The sequence below is a fragment of the Vibrio sp. GJ43-1 genome (assembly GCF_055808835.1).
This window is the reverse complement of the sequence record NZ_CM147884.1, coordinates 1845115-1869152: the sequence shown is the minus strand read 5'-3', so window position 1 is coordinate 1869152 and position 24038 is coordinate 1845115. Positions and strand designations below refer to the sequence as shown.

Annotated in this window: 20 protein-coding genes and 3 pseudogenes; 8 read left to right on the top strand and 15 right to left on the bottom strand. The window is 42.7% G+C overall.

Annotated features, from left to right (window positions below; translation table 11 throughout):
• The first annotated feature begins 11 nt into the window (after positions 1–11).
• The 3 genes from AC0L66_RS09075 to AC0L66_RS09065 all read left to right on the top strand — a co-directional run bounded on the left by AC0L66_RS09075 (position 12) and on the right by AC0L66_RS09065 (position 3627).
• Complete coding sequence (locus tag AC0L66_RS09075; RefSeq protein WP_473569210.1) at positions 12–2123, top strand: transporter substrate-binding domain-containing diguanylate cyclase; 2112 nt, start codon at positions 12–14, stop codon at positions 2121–2123.
• A gap of 344 nt (positions 2124–2467) precedes the next feature.
• Positions 2468–3118 carry a CatB-related O-acetyltransferase gene (locus AC0L66_RS09070; protein WP_265673238.1) on the top strand — a complete coding sequence of 217 codons (651 nt, stop codon included), beginning with the start codon at positions 2468–2470 and terminating at the stop codon, positions 3116–3118.
• 233 nt (positions 3119–3351) lie between these two features.
• The gene (locus AC0L66_RS09065; protein ID WP_265672923.1) at positions 3352–3627 is read left to right on the top strand and encodes a nitrogenase-stabilizing/protective protein NifW; all 276 of its coding nucleotides are present in this window, start codon (positions 3352–3354) and stop codon (positions 3625–3627) included.
• Between the two features lie 167 nt (positions 3628–3794).
• Here the strand turns inward: AC0L66_RS09065 and AC0L66_RS09060 are convergent, their stop codons facing one another.
• On the bottom strand, positions 3795–4847 hold the full coding sequence (locus AC0L66_RS09060) for a TRAP transporter substrate-binding protein (RefSeq protein ID WP_265673239.1): 1053 nt from the start codon (positions 4845–4847) through the stop codon (positions 3795–3797).
• Between the two features lie 757 nt (positions 4848–5604).
• Here AC0L66_RS09060 and AC0L66_RS09055 point away from each other — a divergent pair.
• Positions 5605–6225, top strand: a complete 621-nt coding sequence (locus AC0L66_RS09055) for a LysE family translocator (RefSeq protein WP_265672924.1) — start codon at positions 5605–5607, stop codon at positions 6223–6225.
• A 33-nt stretch (positions 6226–6258) separates the two neighbouring features.
• Here AC0L66_RS09055 and AC0L66_RS09050 read toward each other — a convergent pair whose 3' ends face one another.
• The 3 genes from AC0L66_RS09050 to AC0L66_RS09040 are packed head-to-tail and all read right to left on the bottom strand — an operon-like array spanning position 6259 to position 8613.
• Entirely contained in the window at positions 6259–6795 is a 537-nt protein-coding gene (locus AC0L66_RS09050) for a hypothetical protein (RefSeq protein ID WP_473567003.1), read from the bottom strand.
• Between the two features lie 11 nt (positions 6796–6806).
• Positions 6807–8456 carry a hypothetical protein gene (locus AC0L66_RS09045; RefSeq protein WP_473567002.1) on the bottom strand — a complete coding sequence of 550 codons (1650 nt, stop codon included), beginning with the start codon at positions 8454–8456 and terminating at the stop codon, positions 6807–6809.
• On the bottom strand, positions 8443–8613 hold the full coding sequence (locus AC0L66_RS09040) for a hypothetical protein (RefSeq protein ID WP_473567001.1): 171 nt from the start codon (positions 8611–8613) through the stop codon (positions 8443–8445). The genes AC0L66_RS09045 and AC0L66_RS09040 overlap by 14 nt, the downstream gene beginning before the upstream one ends.
• 425 nt (positions 8614–9038) lie before the next feature.
• Here AC0L66_RS09040 and nirB point away from each other — a divergent pair.
• From nirB to cobA, 4 genes and pseudogenes are all read left to right on the top strand, one after another.
• Positions 9039–11600 (top strand): annotated as a pseudogene (gene nirB / locus AC0L66_RS09035) (nitrite reductase large subunit NirB).
• A 2-nt stretch (positions 11601–11602) separates the two neighbouring features.
• Entirely contained in the window at positions 11603–11926 is a 324-nt protein-coding gene (gene nirD, locus AC0L66_RS09030) for a nitrite reductase small subunit NirD (RefSeq protein ID WP_265672927.1), read from the top strand.
• A 115-nt stretch (positions 11927–12041) separates the two neighbouring features.
• Positions 12042–12900 (top strand): annotated as a pseudogene (locus AC0L66_RS09025) (formate/nitrite transporter family protein).
• Positions 12901–13061: 161 nt separating this feature from the next.
• Positions 13062–13817 carry a uroporphyrinogen-III C-methyltransferase gene (cobA, locus tag AC0L66_RS09020; protein ID WP_265672929.1) on the top strand — a complete coding sequence of 252 codons (756 nt, stop codon included), beginning with the start codon at positions 13062–13064 and terminating at the stop codon, positions 13815–13817.
• Positions 13818–13899: 82 nt separating this feature from the next.
• On the opposite strand, the gene AC0L66_RS09015 is transcribed toward cobA, so the two are convergent.
• The 11 genes and pseudogenes from AC0L66_RS09015 to AC0L66_RS08965 form a co-directional block, all read right to left on the bottom strand.
• On the bottom strand, positions 13900–14571 hold the full coding sequence (locus tag AC0L66_RS09015) for an OmpA family protein (protein ID WP_265672930.1): 672 nt from the start codon (positions 14569–14571) through the stop codon (positions 13900–13902).
• Between the two features lie 6 nt (positions 14572–14577).
• Entirely contained in the window at positions 14578–16158 is a 1581-nt protein-coding gene (locus AC0L66_RS09010; RefSeq protein WP_265672931.1) for a TadE/TadG family type IV pilus assembly protein, read from the bottom strand.
• 1 nt (position 16159) lies between these two features.
• On the bottom strand, positions 16160–16687 hold the full coding sequence (gene tadF, locus AC0L66_RS09005; RefSeq protein ID WP_265672932.1) for a tight adherence pilus pseudopilin TadF: 528 nt from the start codon (positions 16685–16687) through the stop codon (positions 16160–16162).
• Positions 16687–17169 carry a TadE family protein gene (locus AC0L66_RS09000; RefSeq protein WP_265672933.1) on the bottom strand — a complete coding sequence of 161 codons (483 nt, stop codon included), beginning with the start codon at positions 17167–17169 and terminating at the stop codon, positions 16687–16689. The genes tadF and AC0L66_RS09000 overlap by 1 nt, the downstream gene beginning before the upstream one ends.
• A gap of 144 nt (positions 17170–17313) precedes the next feature.
• The gene (locus tag AC0L66_RS08995; protein WP_473566997.1) at positions 17314–17889 is read right to left on the bottom strand and encodes a tetratricopeptide repeat protein; all 576 of its coding nucleotides are present in this window, start codon (positions 17887–17889) and stop codon (positions 17314–17316) included.
• Positions 17890–17891: 2 nt separating this feature from the next.
• A pseudogene (locus AC0L66_RS08990) lies at positions 17892–18741 on the bottom strand (type II secretion system F family protein).
• The gene (locus AC0L66_RS08985; RefSeq protein ID WP_265673241.1) at positions 18738–19640 is read right to left on the bottom strand and encodes a type II secretion system F family protein; all 903 of its coding nucleotides are present in this window, start codon (positions 19638–19640) and stop codon (positions 18738–18740) included. The pseudogene AC0L66_RS08990 and the gene AC0L66_RS08985 overlap by 4 nt, the downstream one beginning before the upstream one ends.
• Positions 19640–20917 (bottom strand): CpaF family protein, encoded by a 1278-nt coding sequence (locus AC0L66_RS08980; protein WP_265672936.1) that lies wholly within the window; start codon positions 20915–20917, stop codon positions 19640–19642. The genes AC0L66_RS08985 and AC0L66_RS08980 overlap by 1 nt, the downstream gene beginning before the upstream one ends.
• The gene (locus AC0L66_RS08975) at positions 20914–22155 is read right to left on the bottom strand and encodes a CpaE/TadZ family protein (protein ID WP_473566994.1); all 1242 of its coding nucleotides are present in this window, start codon (positions 22153–22155) and stop codon (positions 20914–20916) included. The genes AC0L66_RS08980 and AC0L66_RS08975 overlap by 4 nt, the downstream gene beginning before the upstream one ends.
• Positions 22155–22628, bottom strand: a complete 474-nt coding sequence (locus AC0L66_RS08970; protein WP_265672938.1) for a hypothetical protein — start codon at positions 22626–22628, stop codon at positions 22155–22157. Before AC0L66_RS08970 ends, AC0L66_RS08975 begins: the two co-directional genes overlap by 1 nt.
• Positions 22625–23986, bottom strand: a complete 1362-nt coding sequence (locus AC0L66_RS08965; RefSeq protein WP_265672939.1) for a type II and III secretion system protein family protein — start codon at positions 23984–23986, stop codon at positions 22625–22627. The genes AC0L66_RS08970 and AC0L66_RS08965 overlap by 4 nt, the downstream gene beginning before the upstream one ends.
• Positions 23987–24038 lie beyond the last annotated feature (52 nt).

Genomic DNA, 24038 nt, shown 5'->3' with positions numbered 1-24038 from the left:
AATTGAACACTGTGCGTCGCCATTTATTAACCGTACTTGTGATGCTGATGTTCAGTTTGGGAATAATACTTCAAACCCCATTGGTCAAGGCAAGTGAAGCCAAGAAGGTTTATTTGGTCGCCGCCCATGAACACGATTTTTTAGCTCGCTTTATTTTTTCCACAATCGAACAACATAGCGACGCCACCTTCAAATACCTAGACTACCCCGTCTTTAGTGAAAGGCTTACTGCTGTAGAGAACGGAGAACTAGATTTTGTCGCTAACATTACGTATACCCAAAGTAGAGTAAATCGGTTTTCATTTTCTCCGCCAACCAATATAGAGCCGACTTACGTATTCAGCGTTGACGGCAAATCTTTTGATGCGCTGAACACCATTGGCACTACAATGGGCACGGCATTCACCGATATCATTCAAAAATACTACCCAGATAAAAGAGTCTTAGACTTCAACGATAACGACGTTGCGTTTGACGCAATGAATGCTGGATATATCGATGGCTATATAGGTACGTTCTTACAATTAGAAAATTTTTTAAATGCGGGCTTTAAACCCGTGCTAATTAATGATCAAGTTAGCATTCCGCCAGTGTCCATTATCACCAACAAAGTTGAAAATAATTCGTTGCTCAGCCTATTTAGCGACATTATTTTACAAGAGCACGTACAAAAGCAATTAAGGCAATATGTTGAAGATTACATCAGTGACATCGCAATTAACCAGCTTAAACAAAAAATTAAAGCCGCTAACCTAGATCTAAGCAGACCTATTACTATATACCTAAACCCACGCCAACCTTACGTATTTTCTGGGCCGGAAGGACAACCGAAAGGTATCGCCGTAGACTTTGCAAAAGAAATATGCGGGCTTAATACTCTTACCTGCACATTTGATTATACTCCTGATGAGCCATGGTCGGCGAGTATAGAAAAACTCAAACTCGGTGAGCGAGATGTAACGACCCCTATTGCCTCGTCAAGAGAACGACAGTCTTTCGCTTACTTTAGCCGACCATTTGACTCAATCGATGGCGTCATCGCTAAACGAATTGGCTACAAAGAAAAGGTCCACAAGCACATCTCAGAACTGTTTGCTGAAAAGATAGGCGTCGTCGACAATGATATATTTGCAATCGTCACTCAGCGCCTACTTCCAAATAAGCGCCTCACTTATTACCCTGATACGCCTACCATGTTAGCTGGATTAGCGAATAACGAAATCAATTATGCGATTACAAATAGAGTGACGCTAAATAAAATGTTATTTGATAAGCACATATCCAATATCATTGAAGACCGATATTTTTATCCTTTCTATAGCTCTAAGCTTAGCTTTGGCTTCCCTAAAACTGAACGAGGGGAAGCACTCGCACGTTTATTTAATCGTACACTTGACTTCATTGATGCCGACAGCATCAACAAACGCTACCTACCACCAGCTAACTGGCGAGAACTTCACGAAAAAGAACAAGAAAGACAGCGTTTAGATGTGATCATTGCATTACTTGTGTTGTTGGTATTGGTGTGTGTCTTTTTCTGGTTAGTTACCCATCATCGAGCAAATCGAGATGCCTTGACCAAACTTAAAAACCGTCACGCGCTAAATCGCATTCGAAAGCAAGCTTTAGGCAAAGGGAACTATCTCATTTATATTGATCTAAACAAGTTTAAACACATTAACGACACCTATGGGCATAACGTGGGCGATCAAGTGCTACGTTGCTATACCAAACATCTTAATCAGATCATTAAGGGCGATATCTATCGAATTGGTGGAGATGAGTTTGTTATCATCAGCAATCTGTCTGGTAAACGACTTGATGATATTTTACCAAGCTTAGAGTCCTTTGACTTTTTATTGCGTGGCAAGAATACCACACTTCCCTTATCCACATCTGTAGGTGTATTTCTACCCGACACCAGTAGCCTAAGCATCAAACAATTACTCATCTACACCGATTTCGCGATGTACGAAGCTAAAAATGACCCGAACAAGCAGAGTGTAGTGGTAGATAAGCAGAAACTACACGAACTTATCGCAATACACGAGCCGATGCTGCGTAATCGACGAACCCGAGCAGCCTCTTCCAAATATAACGCGAATACCTCTCCGCACTTGTAATGCCATGGTGCGCATTACCACTAGAGTGACAGCGTCACTTCATCATATGCCTTTTCATTTTCAAAAGCTTAATTTACGATACTGCGATCGGTTAAAAATATGGCATACTTCCCACTTGTGCGGTCACCGTGAACACATCGCGTTAAGCCAGTTAAGCATTTAAATAAATACGTAACTCATCTTCGTGTAGATGAAGTCCGCGGCATTTCCTAACGGTATCCATCACTATGTTGTTTAACCCATTACTGAATCAACCTCGTATTCATTGACGTCCTTTCTCATCAAATGGGGCGTGGCAACTCACTCGTTGTTTAACGCAGTTAGATAGAAAAATAGGAAAGATGATGACGAATAAACATTGGTCGAAGTTCCAGCTTTTGCATGATGTCGTGCAAAACGAAAACATTCAGATTAAAGGGAAACACAGCTACTACAGCGATTGTTGGGATAACGGCTTCGAAGAATCCGTAATTCGATACTTACACGGTGATGCAGTCAGTAAGAAGTGGGATCCGCGTTGGGCGATAGACAAGCTTTACATCGGTGACTATGTCTGTATTGCAGCAGAAGCAATCATTCTTATGGGCGGGAATCATAACCACAGATCAGACTGGTTTTGCCTCTACCCATTTATGGAAGACATAGAGCAGTCATACCAAAGTAAAGGGCCAACAACAATACACGATGCCGTTTGGTTGGGAATGCGCTGCATGATCATGCCCGGAGTCACTATTGGTGAAGGTGCCATAGTCGCCGCCAACAGCGTGGTCACCAAAGATGTTGAACCGTATAGCGTTGTTGCTGGCTCACCTGCAAAACACGTTAAGTATCGTTTTGATAGCGATACCGTTGCAACATTGCTATCGCTAAATATCTACAGCTGGTCGGAAGAAAAATTTACGGCTCTCAGATCCTATTTGTGTAGTTCGGAGTTATCTCAACTCCAGCAAGCCATTAATGATTACGACCTCACGAGCTCAAAATTAATTCGATAACGTGACCAATGCTGTCAATCAGATCCCTCTAATCCAATAGAAGACGACGTGCCGGTTGGCTACATTAGCGAATCGGCGCTTTTACTATACTCACCCCAGCGTATCGTCATTAGGCTTGACTCAGCACAAATTAAAAGTAACAACGGTAATTATCAAAATTAGCACCTGCATCAATACTCGGCTTACTTAAACACGCTATATTTTTTGCTTGTTAAGAGGGTATTTCAATCACCATGCAAAAATCACAGATTCAGCGGACAATCGAAAATTTCACATCCATTGAACAAGCTCTCGACTACTTTGAAATTGGCTTTGATAGTCGTTTTATAAACGCAAACCGTCTCCAACTGGTCAAACGCTTTAATGGTTATTTATTACTAGACAAACCTGACGATTGGTTCTCTGCACGACGAGCGTTGAAAAATGCGTACTGTAAAGTCCAGCGTAGTCTCTTAGATAAACACACCCGCTCCGCGTGCCGAGGCTGTACATCATGCCAAAGAAGATAAGGTGATACCGCAACCACCACCTACGTCCATCAAGAACACACCAAGAACCTCAATAGCCACAGAGTTCTTAGGTTATTGAGGTTTGCTCGCATTTATACGTAACGATGGAAGCATCACTATTCACAGCTTGGCTCAAAACGGAATCAGCACTTCACGCCACAAACGTACTAATTTTGATCGTTTAGATACGCTTGAAGTGACATATTGGTCCACTCACGCATTTTGGCTAAATAATTCGCCTGCGAGTCCAGTATTTCTTTCGCTAGCTCATCATTATCAGCTTGTTCTTTAAGCAACGTTCCATTTGCCTGTTTAAGCTCATTAATGACTTCAGGTGGAAAGCTGCGTACTTTAATATTGGGATACTCCGTACTCATCTTCGACCAACTTTGTGCGTTTTCGTGTAACGCTTGAGTGTACATATCAAACGCCGCGACACGGAATGACGTTTCTAAGATTATTCTTAAATCTTCTGGTAGTTCAGCCCACACCTTTTTATTCACTAAAAACTGTGTTTCTGACCCAGGTTCATGCCATGCGGTGTAATAGTAAGGGGCTATTTTTTGGAAACCCATTCTTAGATCGAATGCAGGCCCCACCCATTCAAGAGCATCAATAGTGCCACGCTCGAGAGAAGTATATAATTCACCGGGAGCGATATTGGTAGGCTTTGCGCCAACCTTGGCTAACACTTCGCCAGCAAAACCGGGAATACGCATTTTCAGACCTTGCAGATCTTCAATAGAATTTATTTCCTTTTTAAACCAGCCTCCCATTTGAATGTCTGAGTTACCACCAGGGAAAGACAATAGATTGTGAGGAGCATACACCTGCTGCATTAACTCGATACCACCACCATGATAGAACCACGAATATTGCTCCATGGTTGTCATACCAAACGGCATCGACGAAAAGTACAGTGTATTGGGAACCTTACCTTTCCAATAATAAGAGCTGGAATGCCCTAAATCATACTGACCTGATTTGACCATATCAAAGACACCAAGAGGCGCTTTATGTTTGTTCGCAGAGTCAATACGAATGATCAGGCGACCATTTGACATTTCTTTGGCAAGCTTCGCCATGTTTTTACTCGCGTCGCCAAGGATAGGAGTATTAGGTCCCCAAGTTTCAGCGAGTTTTAAGCGGTACACTTTGTCGTCGGCCTGCACTGATGCGATACCTAGCGATACGCACCCCGCCACCACTAGCGCACTCATTCGTCGAATGGTTTTTTTGAATTCCATTTCTAATGTTCCTTTATCATTATTGAATAGCTACACCACCATGCTTGTTAACGCTATGTATGTCAAAGTGTTATGGAACGCCAAAAAGTTGCACCTTGAAGGAGGATTTACCTATAGACATATCGACTTCCAAAGGAATTAACTAGAAATCCACTTATCGTTACCTTTCTCATCTGAACCTATGGCGGTTTCTAAGCAACCTTCATATGAAAAATTGATGCCTCTATCACGCTCCATTCAACAAGGTCGCTAAATTAGGTAGATAAATTCATCAAACAAGGTAAACAACTGTGGAAAGACGACGAAGAAGCTTCATCGAACGAATATTTGCGAAAAAGAAATACCTCTATGCTAACCAAGTCATCTATGTCTATCGCTGGCAGTAATAACATTTATAGATCACATTAGGTGTTACTTATCGACCCCGATGACGATAGACCTAAAAAAGACAACATAATACACCTTTGGCTAGGCACCCGCCCATAGGGATTGGGCACCCTCAGTTGATTTATTCGTAAATATAAGCTCTAAACAAGCACGGCAAACAATCCTCATACTCAACACTTTTATTATTGAACTACACTCATATTTAAAGCACAGCCAATGATTATTTATCCCCCAATAAACCTTGCATATAATACTAATTATCGGCTTTATCATTATTGCTATAGTGTTTAAACGTTAGGTCTGTTAAAAAGAACCATTCCTATTTTCTTAACGATATCGCTTTATGACTTGGTCTACGCTAACTATTTTTATTCCGACTTTTTTCTTTGTCTCTATAACGCCCGGGATGTGTATGACGCTTGCACTGACGATGGGAATGAGTATTGGATACCGACGAACTTTATGGATGATGATTGGCGAGCTTGTTGGCGTCGCGCTGGTCGCACTAGCAGCCATACTGGGTGTCGCTGCTGTTATGCTAAGGTACCCGGATATATTTGTGGTATTTAAAACCGTCGGTGCGAGTTATCTATTTTATCTTGGCATTCAAATGTGGCGCTCAAAAGGCAAGCTTGCTATTTCAACCGATTCAACCAATGAAAAAGCACACAACGACTGGGACTTAGTCATGCAGGGTTTTGTCACTGCCATTGCTAACCCGAAAGGCTGGGCTTTCATGATCTCGCTATTACCACCGTTTATCGACCAATCCCAACCTATGGCTGGACAAGTGTCTATCATGCTTGGAATCATCCTTCTAAGTGAGTTCGTCTGTATGACGATCTATGCCACTGGCGGCAAAGGGTTAAAACGTACACTTGGGAACGCAAACAACGTACAGACCATGAATCGTATCGCTGGCACATTAATGTGTGGCGTCGGGATATGGCTCTTCTTAGGTTAAAATAAAGGCTCCTATATTAGGAGCCTTACCCTTTTATTGAGTCACCCCGGCAATCACCGCTGGCTCCCCCTCTACCAAAGGCATACTGCCAATATCAGCGCCACCCGTAACTGACGTCGGCACATCAACAGCTGGATCTTGCAGAGTTAGTGTACTGCACTCAGAACTGGATAGTGGCGTCATCAATTCTTCGATTTCTCGTGCTTTAATCACATATTGCTGAGCGCCTCCCATTAACACACCATCATTGATAGAGAATGCCGCACGATAATGGCTACTCTCACCACTTTTGATACTTGGAATCCCCCATAAGTCTCCATTCCCACCGTAATTAATCATAAAAGTTTGACTAGCATAATCGCCAGCATCACCACTACGGTCATTGAGTGAACTGTGGATATAACTAAATTGAATGGGTCGATCAAAACTAACAATATCGCCATTACTGTCTTGTACGGTCGTCAAATGATTCCACTCGTTGACTCCGGTTTCCCAAACATAAAACTCTTGAACGATTTGGGGGTCATACATTTTCCAAGATTCCGTTACCGATTGACTTGAAAGCACCATAGGACCCGTTCTTACCCCCAATGGTGAGGCGTCGACTCTAGCATTGTTGTGCTAACCGCAGAGTCAAATGCCACACGCTCGCCACTTGCGACACTAACCAGTGTTAACGCATTATCGCCACTAATTGAGTAGGTATAATTGTACGGCGCATCATTACCTGTTTCAAATGGGCTACTTTCCCCCCAATACTCGGCAATATGTTGCGCATCAATGTTACCCGTTGGGCAATTATCATAACAAGTGAGTGTGATAGTGCCGTTGTTTGGTATTTGCGCATCACCGTTTTGGGAACCGTCGATAAACGTTTGCACATAAAAAGTAATGTTGTCTTCACCACTTAAATACTTCACTTCTCCACCAAGTTGTTCCGAATACATATGAAGGCTGTCGTAGGCATTTAACGAAATAGCAATCGGTGTATCAAGTTGCTCAATGCTTGGACCATTCTCTTGCCAAGATAGCTTACCTATTTTCACAAATTGTTGATTACTATAATTCACGACCCATTGATCAAATGAACCATTTTGATATACCTCATCATCCCAATATTGGAATTCAATGCCCGTAAGCTCAGTTAGCGCCAAGGACTTGACACTATTTTTGATAAGGCGCCCCGGCGCTGTGATAATCGAGAGTGACTCTTGCTGGTTATCACTCTCTCTGATCACAGCATCACCGTTACTGAACTGATGGCCACTCTCAGTCCAAACCCCCCAATACCCTACAAACCCATAACTATCGGGGTTGCTGCCACCTGTCGAATCATAACGAATTGGAAAACCACTATTGATTTCCACCATTTCACCCGTAGTCGAGTCAAACAAATCATAACGATGGACATACGCTGTCAACTCAGTTCGACTGAGGCATTGGGTAGCCGTCGCATGATCTCCCGATTTATAGGGTAAATCATCAAACCCACCATTGGTGCTTTGTACTAACACCCTATTTTCATTAAAAGCTAAGGCAAAAGTTTGTCCACCACTGCCATTGGAGCTTCCTGTTAGCGCCACGCCATTCGTTCTATCTTCAGACATGACAACGCTCGCACATTGTTTATAGCTTTCGCTACCGCCATGATTGCCTTGCTCAAATAACGTAAACCCAATCTTCCCTTCTAAATCTGATATCGTTTTAACTTCACCGCCACCAGCTTGATTGTTCTGGGTAAAGTTATCATAGAAATCAAAATTGAAAGTAAAGTCACCAAATGGGTTGGCGTCCGTTGCTCCATCTCGTATTTGTGCTTTGAACTTAATGGCTTGTTCGCCTTCGTCACCCTTGCCCATATCAGGCAGCCAAACACTCACAAGCAATGGGTCTTCATCTGACAAACGCTCAACAGTACTGACGGCTTTCATTAATTGGGTTTGATTACCACCTGCCGATGACTGGCCCGTCGCTGCCGATTTTTCCTCCTCAAAACAAAGCGCTTCATCAGCCAACACGAGATAAGCCCCCTGATTAGCAAACTCAACACTGTTAAACTGAGCAGTGAAACATAAAATGCTGTTCACGAGTTCAATCGGCTCTAGCGCTTCATTCCAAACATGAGTTCGTTGTTCCGCTAACGTATAGTCAGTCTCCGTATCGTCATAAGCGCCATAAAGACAAAGTGGCGAAACCATAAATAAAATAGGAATTAGATTAGTCGTTTTCATTGGTCACCACCTCCAGCTGTTCAGGCAGCGTTAACTGAGACGTGGGAATCGCTTGATTCTGTGTGTCAGAACTTGAGTCTCCTCCACTGCCATTACAGCCAACCAATAAAGAGAGGATAAAGGTAATGATTACTGCTTGGATATGAAATATATTCATATTCCCTCCTTGTAATTCATGTCACGATTAAGAGCCGGACCAACTGACCTTGTTTATAATGTTGTCACCAATAAGCTAGGATACTGTGAGCCAAGGTTTATAGAATAAAATTCCATATAGTTATGGCTTTTCCTTATAAACCACACAAAGTGAAAGGTTTATGTAAGTAAGTTACAACATGAGTAAATACATCACTAAAAATGACGGCTCATAGCGGCAACATCATTAACAAGCCATTGAATTAAACCGTCTGCCATTCGAAACCACTATACATAGCCTCACATACCACCATCATGGTGATTAGTTACCCAATTCATCTACCCCTTTAGAGTAGTTTAATTCTGTAATTGATTTACATCATATATTAATTTTCTTTCACAATTAACAATGCGCGTAGACTTGAAGAATAACCCTTAGGTATTAATATGAGCAAGATGAAGCTTGTCGTGATCGGTAACGGCATGGTAGGTCATCGGTATCTTGAAGACTTAGTCGACAAGACCGATGTGACCAACTTAGACATTACCGTTTTTTGCGAAGAACCGCGCGTCGCTTACGACCGTGTCCACCTCTCCTCTTATTTCTCTCACCATACGGCTGACGAACTTTCTTTAGTTAAAGAAGGCTTTTATGAAAAACACGGCATCAATGTGTTAATCGGCGAACGTGCGATCAACATTAACCGTGAGAATAAAATCGTTTACTCCAGTACTGGTCGTGAAATCAAGTACGACAAGCTCATCCTAGCAACCGGCTTCTTACCCGTTTGTACCGCCGATCAAAGGCAATGAAAGTAAAGACTGCTTTGTCTACCGCACTATCGAAGATCTAAAGTCGATAGAAGCAACAGCTAAGAAAAGTAAAAGCGGCGTCGTTATCGGTGGCGGTTTACTGGGCTTAGAAGCGGCTGGCGCATTGAAAGCGCTGGGTGTTACCACTCACGTTATCGAATTTGCACCAGTACTGATGGCCGAGCAACTTGATCTTCAAGGTGGCATGCAACTTCGCAACAAGATTGAACGCATGGGCGTTCAAGTCCATACCAGCAAGAATACGTTAGAAATCAAACCTGAAGGTGAGACAGCACGTAACACCATGGTATTTGCGGACGGCACCGATCTCGAAGTTGATTTCATCGTATTTTCGGCGGGTATTCGTCCACAAGACAAACTTGCTCGTCAGATGGGCTTAGGTATCGCACCGCGTGGTGGTATTGAAATCAATAACCACTGCCAAACCACCGATGCCGACGTCTACGCAATTGGTGAGTGTGCTTCTTGGAACCGTACATTCTACGGCCTCGTTGCTCCAGGTTATAAGATGGCAACCGTGGCTGTCGATCACCTCGTTGGCAACGACAGTCAGTTCGAAGGTGCTGACATGAGCGCGAAGTTAAAACTTCTTGGCGTAAAAGTTGGTTCAATTGGTGATGCAAACGGTCGCACACCAGGCTGTAAAAGCTATGTTTACCAAAACGAAGAACAAGAAGTGTACAAGCGCATCATTGTATCTGAAGACGGTAAGCAATTACTTGGCGCAGTCATGGTCGGTGACACGTCGGATTATGGTGACTTATTACAACTGAAACTCAACAACATCGAGCTTCCAGAACACCCAGACACCCTAATTCTTCCTGCTCACGCGGGTGCAGAAAAACCATCATTAGGCGCAGATTCACTGCCTGAAACAGCGGTTATTTGTTCTTGTTTCGACGTAACAAAAGGCAAAATTGCTCAAGCGGTTGCTGACGGTCACCACACCATTGGTGATATCAAAGCCGTAACAGGTGCTGAAGTACAGGTTGTGGCGGTTGTATTCCGCTTGTAACTTCAGTGCTTAATGCAGAACTTGCAAAATCTGGTATTGAAGTTAAAAACGACGTATGTGAACACTTTGCCTATTCTCGCCAAGAACTGTTCCACCTGATCCGTATCGAAGAAATCAAAACGTTCGAAGAACTGTTAGAAAAACACGGTAAAGGCTACGGCTGTGAAGTATGTAAGCCGCTAGCAGGCTCCATTTTGGCATCTTGCTGGGGTGAGCATATCCTCAAGCCTGAGCTGGTTAAGCTTCATGATACCAACGATAACTTCCTTGGTAACATCCAGAAAGATGGTACCTACTCGGTCATTCCTCGTATGGCGGGTGGTGAAGTGACACCACAAGCGCTTAAAGTTTTGGCGGAAGTGGCTGCTGAATATAACCTTTATACCAAAGTGACTGGCGCACAGCGTATTGGTCTATTTGGTGCGCAAAAAGATGACCTTCCAACTATTTGGAAAAAATTAATTGCCGCGGGTTACGAAACAGGACAAGCGTACGCGAAAGCGTTACGCATGGCGAAAACTTGTGTCGGTTCAACATGGTGTCGTTATGGTGTGCAGGATTCTGTAGGCTTAGGCTCTCGTATTGAGAATCGCTACAAAGGCATTCGTACTCCTCATAAGATGAAGTTTGGTGTCTCTGGCTGTACTCGTGAGTGTGCGGAAGCGCAAGGTAAAGATTTAGGTATCATCGCAACTGATGCAGGTTGGAACATGTACGTGTGTGGGAATGGCGGTATGAAACCTCGTCATGCCGACCTACTGGCTTCTGACTTAGACGAAGCTACATTGATCCAATACATCGACCGTTTCATGATGTTTTACATTCGTACCGCTGCACCACTACAACGCACCTCTGTATGGATGGATAACATGGAAGGCGGCGTTGACTACCTTCGTGAAGTGATTGTCGACAATAAGCTTGGCATTAATGAGCAGCTTGAAGCAGATGTCGCGAAGCTTATCGGTAACTTCAGTTGTGAATGGACCAATGCGGTTGAAGACGAATCTCAACATAAACGTTTTGCTCACTTCATTAACAGTGATTTACGTGATGACAATGTTGTTTTCGTACAAGAGCGTGAACAACACCGTCCAGCCACTTACACAGAGAAGCACCCTGATGCTAAGGGCGACATCCTACACGTAGAGCTGGAGAAATAATCATGGCATTTCAAAAAGTATGCGATATCCAAGACATCATTCCTGGAACGGGCGTTTGTGCATTAATTGATGGACAACAAGTAGCAATTTTCCGTCCAAGAGATAACGAAGAAGTCTTTGCTATCAGCAATATGGACCCATTTGCTCGCTCAAACGTGCTCTCTCGTGGTTTGACTTGTGAACACCAAGGGGAACTTTGGGTAGCAAGCCCACTAAAGAAGCAACGCTTTAATCTAAGCACAGGTCTATGTCTGGAAGACGAACGTTTTAGCGTAAAAGCGTACAAGACACGAGTGACGAAAGGCAAAGTAGAAATCTCAGCCTAATTTCAAAGATTAAATAGCCTATAGGGGTTGTCCGTTCTAGCAACTAAGAACACGTTTCAGCCCCTATCACTATTCAATCTTAACTTTTAACTTAAACTTTTATAGGGACAATTTTATGTCTGATGATTTTAAACCTGCACAGTTCGTGCAAACCATGATCAACGTTGGCGAAGCAAAACAAACACCAGCACGCGTGATCTACTCATCCGCAGTACGATGGCAGGTATCATCCTTTCTCTTGCGGTTGTGGTCGCTATCACCACTATCGTTCAAACGGGCATGGGCGTTGTTGGCGCACTCGTCTTCCCTGTGGGCTTTGTTATCTTAAGTGTAATGGGCTATGACCTTGTAACCGCAGTGTGTTTGGTCTTGCACCTCTCGCAAAATTCGCTAATCGCCCGGGTATTACTTGGAATCGTATTTTCCGTTGCTGGGGTATTGTGGGCTTAGGTAACCTAATTGGTTCTTTAATCGTCGCTTATCTTGTTGCGGTATCACTGACAGGTAACTTCTCTCTTGAGCTTAACGCGGTAGCAAAAAAATTCATCGCCGTGTCTACGGCTCGCAGCTTAGGTTTTGAAAACATGGGTATGGACGGCTGGATTACCTGTTTTGTACGTGGCATCTTTTGTAACCTTATGGTTTGCCTAGGCGTAATCGGTAACATGACAGCACGCTCTGTATCAGGACGCGTAGCAATGATGTGGTTCCCTATCTTCATCTTCTTCGCATTAGTGTTTGAGCACACGGTTGTTAACATGTTCCTATTCCCACTGGGTATGATTTTAGGTGCTGACTTTGGTATTGCAACGTGGCTAAACTTCAACTTAATCCCAACTATTTTAGGTAACATCGTTGGTGGTTTAGTGATGACGTGTATTCCTCTATACTTAACGCACGCTAAAACAGCACCAGCAATCAATGCAGAGACAAACACCGCTGCAAACGTTGAACCTGTGCTAAGCACTAAGTAATTGATACGTTCTAATTAACATACTTAGTAATTAACAGGTTAAGTGCAGTTTCATGCTTATGTGAGACTGCACTTAGATAGATTTGGCGATAAAAAGTAACGACTTCATACCATATTGTGAGTGTTACTCTTTATAATCAAATTTGACGGATAGGCATTATAATGACCACCACTCCTAACCCATTAACGCGCGGCTTTGTTTCATTGGTTGGTGCAGGTCCCGGTGACCCTGACTTATTAACCGTAAAAGGCTATCGCGTCATTCAAGCCGCAGATGTTGTGGTTTATGATCGACTCGTTTCAACCGAAATTCTCGCGCTAGCGAAACCCAATGCTGAACTTATCTATGTCGGGAAAAAACTCGATTTTCACTGCGTTCCTCAAGATCAAATCAATCAAATCTTAGTGGATAAAGCGTTAGCGGGTAAAAAAGTTATCCGGCTAAAAGGCGGCGACTCATTTATCTTTGGTCGCGGCGGTGAAGAACTCGAAACACTTGCAGAAAACAACATTAACTTTGAAGTGGTTCCAGGTATAACTGCGGCGGCTGGTGCGACCGCCTACGCTGGTATTCCCCTAACCCACCGAGATCATGCACAAAGTGTGCAATTTATTACTGGTCACGTGCAAAAAGACGGGCGCGAAATTGAGTGGAGCGCGTTAGCACAATCGAACAACACCCTTGTCTTTTATATGGGCCTTAAACAAAGCGGACACATCACGACGCAACTGATCGAACATGGACTTGATGCCAACACGCCTTGCGCCATTATTGAAAACGGAACTCGTAGAGAGCAACGAGTCTTTCAAGGCGAACTGCACACGCTGCCACAAATGGCGAACGAAGCGCAAAGCCCGGCACTAATTGTGGTTGGGAGCGTGACGCAATTGCACAATAAATTGAAGTGGTTTGAGTAAGCAGACGTATCAGTACATCCGCCTATCTACCTCATATAAAAGTCAGCATCGCTGGCTCTTATATGAGTCTTAACTATGTCGCTTAATTAGAATCGCTACTTACAGACTCTTCCACAGGTATATACACATCTGAACGGCGATTTTGAGAACGCCCATCTTTAGATTTATTCGAAGCGATAGGCTCGGACTCACCAAAAGATTTCAGCGTCGTATTTTGCTTTTCAATACCATATCCGTACAACTCACTTGCGGTGCTTTGCGCTCGATTCAACCCTAAGGCTTGGTTGTAAGATTTGCTGCCGATCCAATCCGTGTGGCCTTCTACCGTGACTTGATAGTTATTCTCGGCGAGTTGTCGTGCAACGCCTGATAACACGTCTTTAGCCAGTGGGGTAAGATTGTACTTATCAAATGCAAAGTGAACTCGAGCGACCAAGTAGCCCTTATCGGTCGCCTCTCCAAACGAGGCAATGCCTAGATTGGAAATATACGTTAAGCAATCGCTCTTATCCGTTAATAGAGACGAGCGTTTTAACAAGAGCATTTTCAATTCATCGTCATTACTCGTTTCCGTAACCTGAAGAAAACCATTTCGATGAGAACCTATTCCGGTCACCTCACCAATGGTGATCTTATGTGAGTACTCATAGTGTTTGGTTCCACAGTACTCACTAATGAAAGAACTAGGGTCTTCTGCAACTGCAAAAGAAGACACGAATACGCTGGTTGCAATCAATGCATGTAATTTTGACATTCCTAATCACCCATACAGTCTCGTTACGCCTGTACCACGAGACCCTTTTTTAATTAACTCTTCCAGTACTTCAATAAAATCATCTGTATCCGTTACATCGATAATATCTTCATCCACATCAATCACGCAGTCTTGGAAACCACTTTGCTCAGATGCTTGGAAATCAATGCCTATAACGGCTATATACAAACCCGGTATCTCTTCTCGTGCCTTATCACACATTCCTTCGGTTACTAACGCACTCAATATTCCATTATTTGGGCTTTCCACTCCATCACTTAAGACGATAACCATTTTGATTTTTTCATCATAAGTGGCGAGTTCATTTTCATCTGTCGTATCCGGTTTACCTGCAGCTAAATGTTGAAATCCTCTGAGCATTCCTTGAAACGCGGCGGTACTACCACTAGCAAACATATCGTCAATTTGGTCGATGTCGTCCCGATTGCTCGTCAAATCGATATTAAAAAACTGCCCGTCACTCGAGCTCCCGTAGCCTCGATAAAGCTCGTTTTCACTGACTCGATACTTAGTTTTTAAGGATGGGAAAGTACTGTCAAACATTTCATTCACTGTTAACGAAAAATTCACATAGTCATAGACATCAGCATGATAGGAGCGGTCATCATCATCGTCGATATCAAAAATACTCACTAGTCGCTGTGCTTGTTTTCTTTCTCCAGATCTCTGATTCGGACAATCACTCTGATCGTCTGCACAATCATAAATATCCTCTGAACTGTATTTTCTCCATTTATTCCAGTTCACTTGTTCATAGCTTCGTTCTGAATCAGAGGTACTAACGTCATCTCTATATCGTAACTGACTGACAGCAAACTCAGTGCCTGAATTATTCGTCTCACGGGTCCGAATATTAAAAGGGACAATCGCTATACGATTATCTAACTTACTCGACAACCCACCTTGATCATCATCGTTACAAACGTCCTCCCCCGTTACCGCATCAACGCTAACATCAGAACAGAGTAACTTGTCAGCAATAGCTTTAACCGCAACCTTTAAATCAGCAATCTTGCAGTTTGAACTCGTACAAGAAGAATTACTCCCCCATTGCCAGCTCATTGACCCAGAAAAATCAGAGACAAAAACGATATCAATATTTTTGTCTCCCAAGATAATGGGGTATTTTTTTGCCACGCCAATCCCGTTTAAATCTTCGGTTGTATCAAAAGAAGGAATTAAATTACTGGCAAACCAAGAGTTATGAGTCGTCGTCGCATTCACAGAGTACTCTATGTACTCATCTTGAGTATCAGTTTGTGGCTGGTGAACCCACTCCACTGCAACATTCGATACTTGAATATTCCTTACATAATCATGGATATAAGCATCTGATATCCTTTGTTCATCAACGCCATAGCTATCACGTTTATCTTCAATAGTTTCTGCTATCGACGCCGCCTTTGCCGCATCCCTTAATCGGTTAGTTTCCTGAATATAACGTGTGCCTTCTACGGCCCAAAAGGTCACACCGAGTATAGGCACGAGTGTGAATGCCATCCATACTGCAGCGATGCCTTGCTGCCTCTTCATTCTGTTTGTCTTTAGTGCATTTAGGTACTTCATATTACCTCCCCGCCACTACTGAACTTGACGTGATCGTGAAAGTAGGTGTTCCAGAGTTTCCCCAAAAATTCGCAAACCATGAATCCTTTTGGTCGCATAAACTTACTTGATACAAGGAGTAAATCGTACCGTCTTCAACGGGAGCTAACGCGCTTTTTTCAGATATTGCTACCGCTTGACACCCTAAACTGTCATAAGGCGCACTTGTAAAGGTTTCTACCGTTTCTTTGTTATGTAACGCTTCAATTTTAATCGCAAGGTTCGATGCGTTCTTATTCAGCATTCGGTTAGCCAGTGCAGTCATATCACTTTGATCAGACGCCGATAATGACGTTACACCGCCATAAAAACGCGTGCGTTCTTTTAATATATTCACAAGTGCAAAACTGGTACGATCCAGTTGAGCACGCACTAACAACTTATGGCTGATATCGGTCATGAATAAGTAGATACCGACAAAAATGATCAATACAATCACCAATTCAATGACAAACGCCCCTTGTTGAGTCTGAGTTGAATACTTCATCATTATTCTCCCCAACCCTCATGTTCCAAGTTCAACACAGTTGTTCTTGAAATAGTATGCGGTTCATTGCCAAACAAATTAATAATCGGTGTATATTCATAAGACAGTGTTAACTCTGCTAATGTATACTGCCCAGTAAAGTCGTCATGGGTTTCAGACAAACCAGTGTTATTGACAAATTCAGAATATGAATTAAAGTATCTTCCCGTTAACGTGAAATTCTCGTGTGGTGCCATAAAGCTCCACAGATGCCCATCGTTAGTCACGAGGTTATTGATTCGACTTTGATAATTAGTATGGGTACTCTCACCAGCAAAAAACTGTGTATTTCTTACGGTTTCCCTTAAAGCATAATCAACCAGATTATTGACATAGATATGATAACTCGCCTCAAATATCATCAAGGTTGTTAAAATTAATACTATTGCGCCAATTGAAAACTCAATAGTCGTAACCCCTGTTTGACGTAACTTATTAGCATACATAATAATTAACCATCAAATTTGTAGAGCTGACTGGATATCAAGGATACTTGTGCATCGGTATAATCTCCGTTTAATAGCTCTCTTGCCTGTCCAAATTGACCAAGTTTGAAAAAAGCAATTGCTAAATTCGCCTTGACCACCTCATTATTTGGATTTTCTTTGAACACTTAGTGCCAATAATTCAGTCACTCGTGAATAATAGCCCTGAGCTAAATAAACAACAGCTAAATTATTTTTTACCGTAATATCATCGTGCCCTTTCAGCCTTGCTTGGTTAAATTCCTTTTCTGCTTGTTCAAATCTATCCAACTTACTATATGAAATTCCGAGTAACACATGTATTTCACTGGTGTTGTTCCCTAGTTCGGTTGAACGCACATAACGCTTTACAGCTTCGTCGCTCTCTCCTTGTTTATCATGAATCTGTCCGCTTAGTTGGTATAACTGCGCATTTTTTACGCCTTTATCAAGTAAATGATCCGAGTAAAACCGAGCAGATTCGATATCTCCCTTCCCAAAATACACTTCTGCAAGCTCTTGAGTCACCAAAAGATCTTGCGGATTTTGCTGTAAGTGACCTTTATAATGCTTAATCAACCCTTCGTGGTTTTCCACTCTTTCCATGCTGGACACCATTTCTTGCTGAGTTGGAGCATTACTTGATGTGCACCCAACCACTGAAAGCGCCATGAACGTAGTAACAATCCATGTAATGTTCATAATTACTGTCCTAAATTTAAGTCCACTTGCATCACACCTGGTGCAAGAATCAAAATGACGATGGGAAACATAATCAGTAGAATCAATGGCACGCTCATTTTAGCCGCCAATTTACCAACCTTCTCTTCGACCCTAAGCAACTGAATACGACGCATATCTTCAGCCAAGTCGCTCAATATATTTGCAACCGAGGTACCATAATGCAAATTCTGCACAATAGTTAACACAAAGCTCTGTACTTCAGGTGCTCGGTAACCGATAATTTAAGTCATTTAACGCTTTTTCAATCCCATGTATCTTACTTGAGTCAGACGTTTTCTTTATTTGATAACTTAAATCTCTATCAAACGCCTTGAGTTCTGCATGTAAATAATCTAATGCCGCTTCAATAGTCATACCGGTTTGCACACAGACGGACATCATATCTAACAAGTATGGAAGGCTTCGTGATATTTTCCTTACCATATAACGTCGACGTGCTTCCAACAAAATATCTGGGACAATGATTATTGAGACAACCACAATCATAAGCACAGCCAACTGGTGCAGTAGAGGAATATCAATAAAGAAAACAAACACGCTAGCTAATATCGCGACAACCACCTTACTCGGAAGGTAGTATTTAGCGAGATTTTTATTATAGTATCCCGCATCCAGTAATTTTTGCTCTAGATCTTTTCTCTGTTCTTTTGCAAACCCGATAATAATCCGGTTCGTTTTAATCGGCATTAATGGCTGATTTTTTATCATTAATGTAGATAAGCGCTTACTTCGAGCACGGGAGCGATACCCTTCATTTATGATAAAGGCAATAGCAACAATCACAAAAAATATACTGAGCGGCAATATCATAGCTTCACCGCCTTAACGAGCAGCCACACAAAGAACAAACCCAGTAGTTCACTTCCCACCACATAATAAAATACGTACACGCCGTCAGGGTCATGCAAAATGAAATCAATATTATCTGGATTCACTTGATATAGGATAATCGCAAAGATTAACGGTATGGCTGCTACGACTTTTGCCGAAATGCGGGCCTCAGACGTCATGGCCATTTTCTTAGTTTCCATCGTTCTTGAGTCCACCAAAACTCGAATTAAACGCGCTAGAACACCTCGTAGTTGACCACCGCGACTAATATTGGCTCGAAGGGTAATAGTAAAGAAAATAAACTCAGGATAAGGAAAGCGTTTAGCGGCTCGTAACAGTACTTTTTCAGGCGTTTCACCAAGCTTTAAGCGATCACCCATATTCTTGAATTCTCGCCCTATTTCATTGTCCAAGTTTTGGCCAACGAACCCTATCGCTTGCATCAGGCTTTCACCCGCAGTTATTGCACTCATCAATATATTGAGTGCGTCCGGAAAGCTTTGTTGGAATTGTCTGTACCGACGTCCTTGAAGCCATTGATAACCAATAAATACTAAACCTATCATTACCGATATTGAAACAATTAGAGCGTTATTCTTTAAAAATTGAAAACCAATATACCAAGCAATAAAACCACAAATAACTAAATACGTTATGACAAGGAGATTCGCTCTTGGTCCGAGACTTTGGGCTGAAAATCGATATGACTCTTGGGCTCTTTTTATACCCTTTTTGGGCACCAATGAGCCTACATTAATTGCAGAAGCAGATTCCTCTCCCACCTCTGTTTCAGGGAAATAGTGACTGATTTTGTGTTTCTTCCCCGTGATCAACATTAACGCGACGACACCAAACAGGACAAGAGAAAACCAAATCATCATAAACTCGCTCCTTGGAATGAACTCATTAATTCTTCGTATAGGCCGAAAAACTGTGCCTTCTTCACTAATTCTGAACGCTGCATAATCCCTTGCGTGACAAACTTCCCTTTCACGGATTCTCCGTATCCAGACTCTTGGTATTCAAAGCGATACAACTCTTCCATTACGACACTTTCACCCTCAAGTCCGACGATTTCAGAAATACTGGTGATTTTTCGCGTACCGTCTCTTAAACGCGAGATTTGTACGATAATTTGGACGGCGCTTACTATTGATCGACGAATGGCGTCCAGGGGTTGATTCAGATTCGCCATCATAATCATCGACTCGACACGACTAATCGCATCTCGTGGGGTATTCGCATGCAGGGTGGACATAGAGCCATCATGACCTGTATTCATTGCCTGAAGCATTTCAAAAGCTTCTGGCCCCCGACACTCCCCAAGAATGATTCTGTCGGGACGCATTCGAAGGGCATTAATCACAAGATCTCGCTGACTGACTACTCCTGTGTGTTCGATGCTCGCAGCTCGAGTTTCTAACCGCACAAGGTTCGGCTGTTGTAGACGCAATTCAGCTGCATCTTCTATCGTTACGATTCGCTCATCTTCCTCAATATACTGAGACAGTGCATTCAATAACGTCGTCTTACCCGAGCCAGTTCCTCCCGATATCAGTACATTCATTCGACACCGAGAAGCTATCGATAGCACACGCGCCATGTCGATATTCATAGAACCAAAATCGACGAGGTCTTCGACGCCAATGTTTTGATCTCTAAACTTACGAATAGAAATAGATGTGCCATCTAAAGCTATCGGTGGAATGACAATATTAACCCGACTACCATCTTCAAGACGAGCGTCAACGGTTGGAGATAATTCATCAACTCGTCGTCCTACCCTTGCGGCAATTTGTTTTGCAATCGCTAGAACTTGTTCTTCGTTAACAAATGAAATTTCAGACCGCTGAATTTTTCCGTCTCTTTCGTAGAACACGTCAGACGGGCCGTTAATCATAATATCGGTGATTGTTTGGTCTTCAACAAGCGGCTGAATCGGCCCAAGACCAAAAAGTTCATCCATCATACTTTTGACTAATCCGCTTTTCATCATCGCCGTGATGGGGCGTTCAAAACTGTTTGCCAATACATCAACTGCACTACGAATCTGTGTCTCAATTTCCTTTTGAGAGAGCGCCTGAATAGCTTCAGGATCTAACGCCTCAAAGATTTGAGATCGAAAAGCAACATATATTTCTTTATTCGTGCTCATCGTATACCTAACCTTTGTAGCAGTCCTTTGGACTTATTAGCCGATCGTCCATTGACCAAGTGAACCAACTTATTGATCGCTTGGCTAACATGTCTATCATGCTTATAGGCGCGCTTTCCATCGACATGAAGATGGGGTAAATTTTTGCAATAGTCAAAGTCGAGGTCCACACTGGAGCCTAAATATTTTTCTATCTCATCACGCTCTATAACAAAACTCTTGTCAGGGCGATGGTGGTTAACAACGGTAATAATGCGTGTACGTTTATGCGTGGATTCTCGAAAAGCATCTAAACTAGAAATCAACGCTTTCGCCTTCCTAACTGCGGCAACAGAAGGCTCCACAACAATGGCAACAACGTCGTAATGGTCGATGAGCATCTTACAATCGACCTGAAAATCAACACTGCCAGAAAAGTCCTCTACGATAAAATTCGTATTCCTGCTCAACAGCTCACACAGTGCTTGGTTGTAGGCCAGCAGATCAGCCTCCAAAGCGTCCCCTTGAAGAGAAAGCAATCGTAAATCTCTAGAAACCGGATGTAGGTAATTCATTGCCCCTTCAAGATCGAGCTCATGAAGCGGCACAGAGAACTCATCTAGCGCCCGTGGGGCATGATTTGTTAACCCCAAAAGAACATCTATATTGCTGTCATGATATTGGTGATCCACTAAGATGGTATCCACACCGTCATCTGCCATCTTGCTACTCAGCTCGGTAGCAATATAGGAGGTGCCAATACCTCCTTTACTGCCCACCACAGCGACCCGTTTGGCACGACGCTCTTTACTCACACCTGAATAGGACTTTAAGTCATTATTTACATGCATGACGAATTCAGCAAATTCGTATTTATTGATCGGCCAAAATACGTAGTAAAAACCCATACCTTTAAGCGAGCGTAATGTCGAAATAGCATCTTCTTGACCAATAATGACAACCCCTTTATGCGTGGGTAATGTCGCAGCAATGGCTTGTGCGTCTTCAACAACACTTTGAGACTCGTTTAATTCCACAATGATTAAATTGCTATCTTGCTTCGCATAAAATTGGCTATCTACGTTGCGGTTATCAATACTATTCGGTGCGTCCCAACCTTCAAATTCAAACAACTCTTCAACCAAAGAGCGACACTCTTGCGTCTGATAGATGAGTGCGCAACCAGTAGGTCCTGAACTTGCTGGTTGCACTGGCTTTGACGCTTCAACTTCAGGAAGCTTCTTAGTAAGATCGAACATTAGATTCCCTCCACTAAACGTTCTTTGTGTGCAACTTGTTGACTACGCGCTGCTTCGGAGAAACAATTTCGGCTTATTTCAGTAGATTCAATTCTTGACGGTTGACATGGCTTCGTGAGCAGAGCGTGAAATGTAATCGTGACTTTAAGGTCACTGGCCAAACTTGCATTACGTGTCATCGTGAACACTTCTGCTTGATAAGGTAATAGCTTCTTATCGGCTAATGAAGCGTCGAGTAGTTTCTTAGACTTCGCATTTTTGTACTCAATGCTATAAGCCGCCCCCGAATCAATTTCATCGACTGAATCAAAAATCTTCGATAACTTATTCGTTGCTTCTAGCTGGGTCTTTGCTGTAAATTCATAGACATGCTGTTCTGGATATACGAGTAGCTCTGCACCTTTGCCGTTGTAATAACGTTCACTACAACCGCTAAGCGCTAGTATGATTAGCATTCCTTGCCATAGCTTCATTGGATAAACCCTCCTTTAGATAGCAGTTCTATGGTTGGGTTATCTCCACTATTTGTCGCTTCAGGTTCAGAGATATTCAACCAACGTCGTAATGTATTGGTTTTACTGATGTATGGGAGTTGAATGTCCCTTTTCTTCATTGGTTTAACCAGGTTAACCGTGGCAACAATAAGCAATTCAGTTCTTCGTCTATCTGTTGACGACTTTCTAAAAGCCGCCCCAAGCACTGGAATATCACCGAGTAGCGGTGTTTTTTGAATCTCTTCCAAATCGGTACTACTCATTAGCCCTCCAAGAACAAAACTATCGCCGTCTCCCAGCTCAATGGTCGTCATCGCTCTTCGTGTGGCAAGTTGTGGCACTTCAATGCCCGCGGCACGAACATATCGTTCGACTTCGCTCACTTCAGGAAATAATTGCATGCGAATTTTTTCTTCTGACAGAACTTTTGCGGTCAAATCCAATTTAATGCCGAATTCTTTAAACGTAATGTTGACATTATTATTAGTAGAGACAATGACGGGGATTTCTCCACCCACTAGAAAGCTGGCAGACTCGCCCGATATAACCGTGAGATTAGGCTCAGCTAGAACCTGGGCAACATTTTCATTACCTAACGCAGTAATGAGCGTGGTGAGATCGGCTGCCTCAAATTGTTGAAATAAGAACTGCCCAACGTTAGCCCCTAAGGAAGACCAGTCGACCCCTACGGTTTCAGCGAAACGCTCGGTTACCTGAGCGACAGATATTTTTACATTGACTTGTTGAACCGTTGCGACTTCTAGCTGTTCGAGAATGCCATCCCATGTCATATTTCGCGCAAAAATCATGCTTTGCGGTTCTTCTAATGTGACATAGTCTTTTCTAAATTCGAGCTTTTGAGTCTCCTCCCAACGATCCGTTTTTTCTCGGCCCAATAAAGTCGCTACCATTCTGTAAATATCATCTCGTTGCTGTTCTGAGTGAACAATGCCACTAACGGCAACTTGATTGCCGACAGATTCAATTTTGACATCAACATCCGAGAAATGGAGCTTTATCTGACGACGTACTTGGCTTAAGTCAATATCGGCTATGATTCTATCTGACATAAGAAGCTTCTCAGATTCACCGTAAACCATTAAACGAGCCTGTCCTACTGCCTTGGCAAACACAACAATGGTCGTTTCGTTAATCACGTTGTAATCAACCACATCAGGATCACTGATAAACACCTTAGTAATACGCTCATCCAATTCGATATGCTTCGCGTCGTTAACGGTAATATATTGCTGACCCGCATAAACGTTAACAGTACAGAGCAATAACAACATTACTGCCAGTGTGTGCATCCAATGCACTTGATAATTGTCGTCCATTACAATTCACCCTCACGTCCGTTCTTATTTTTTGAACCACGCATTTCTTCAA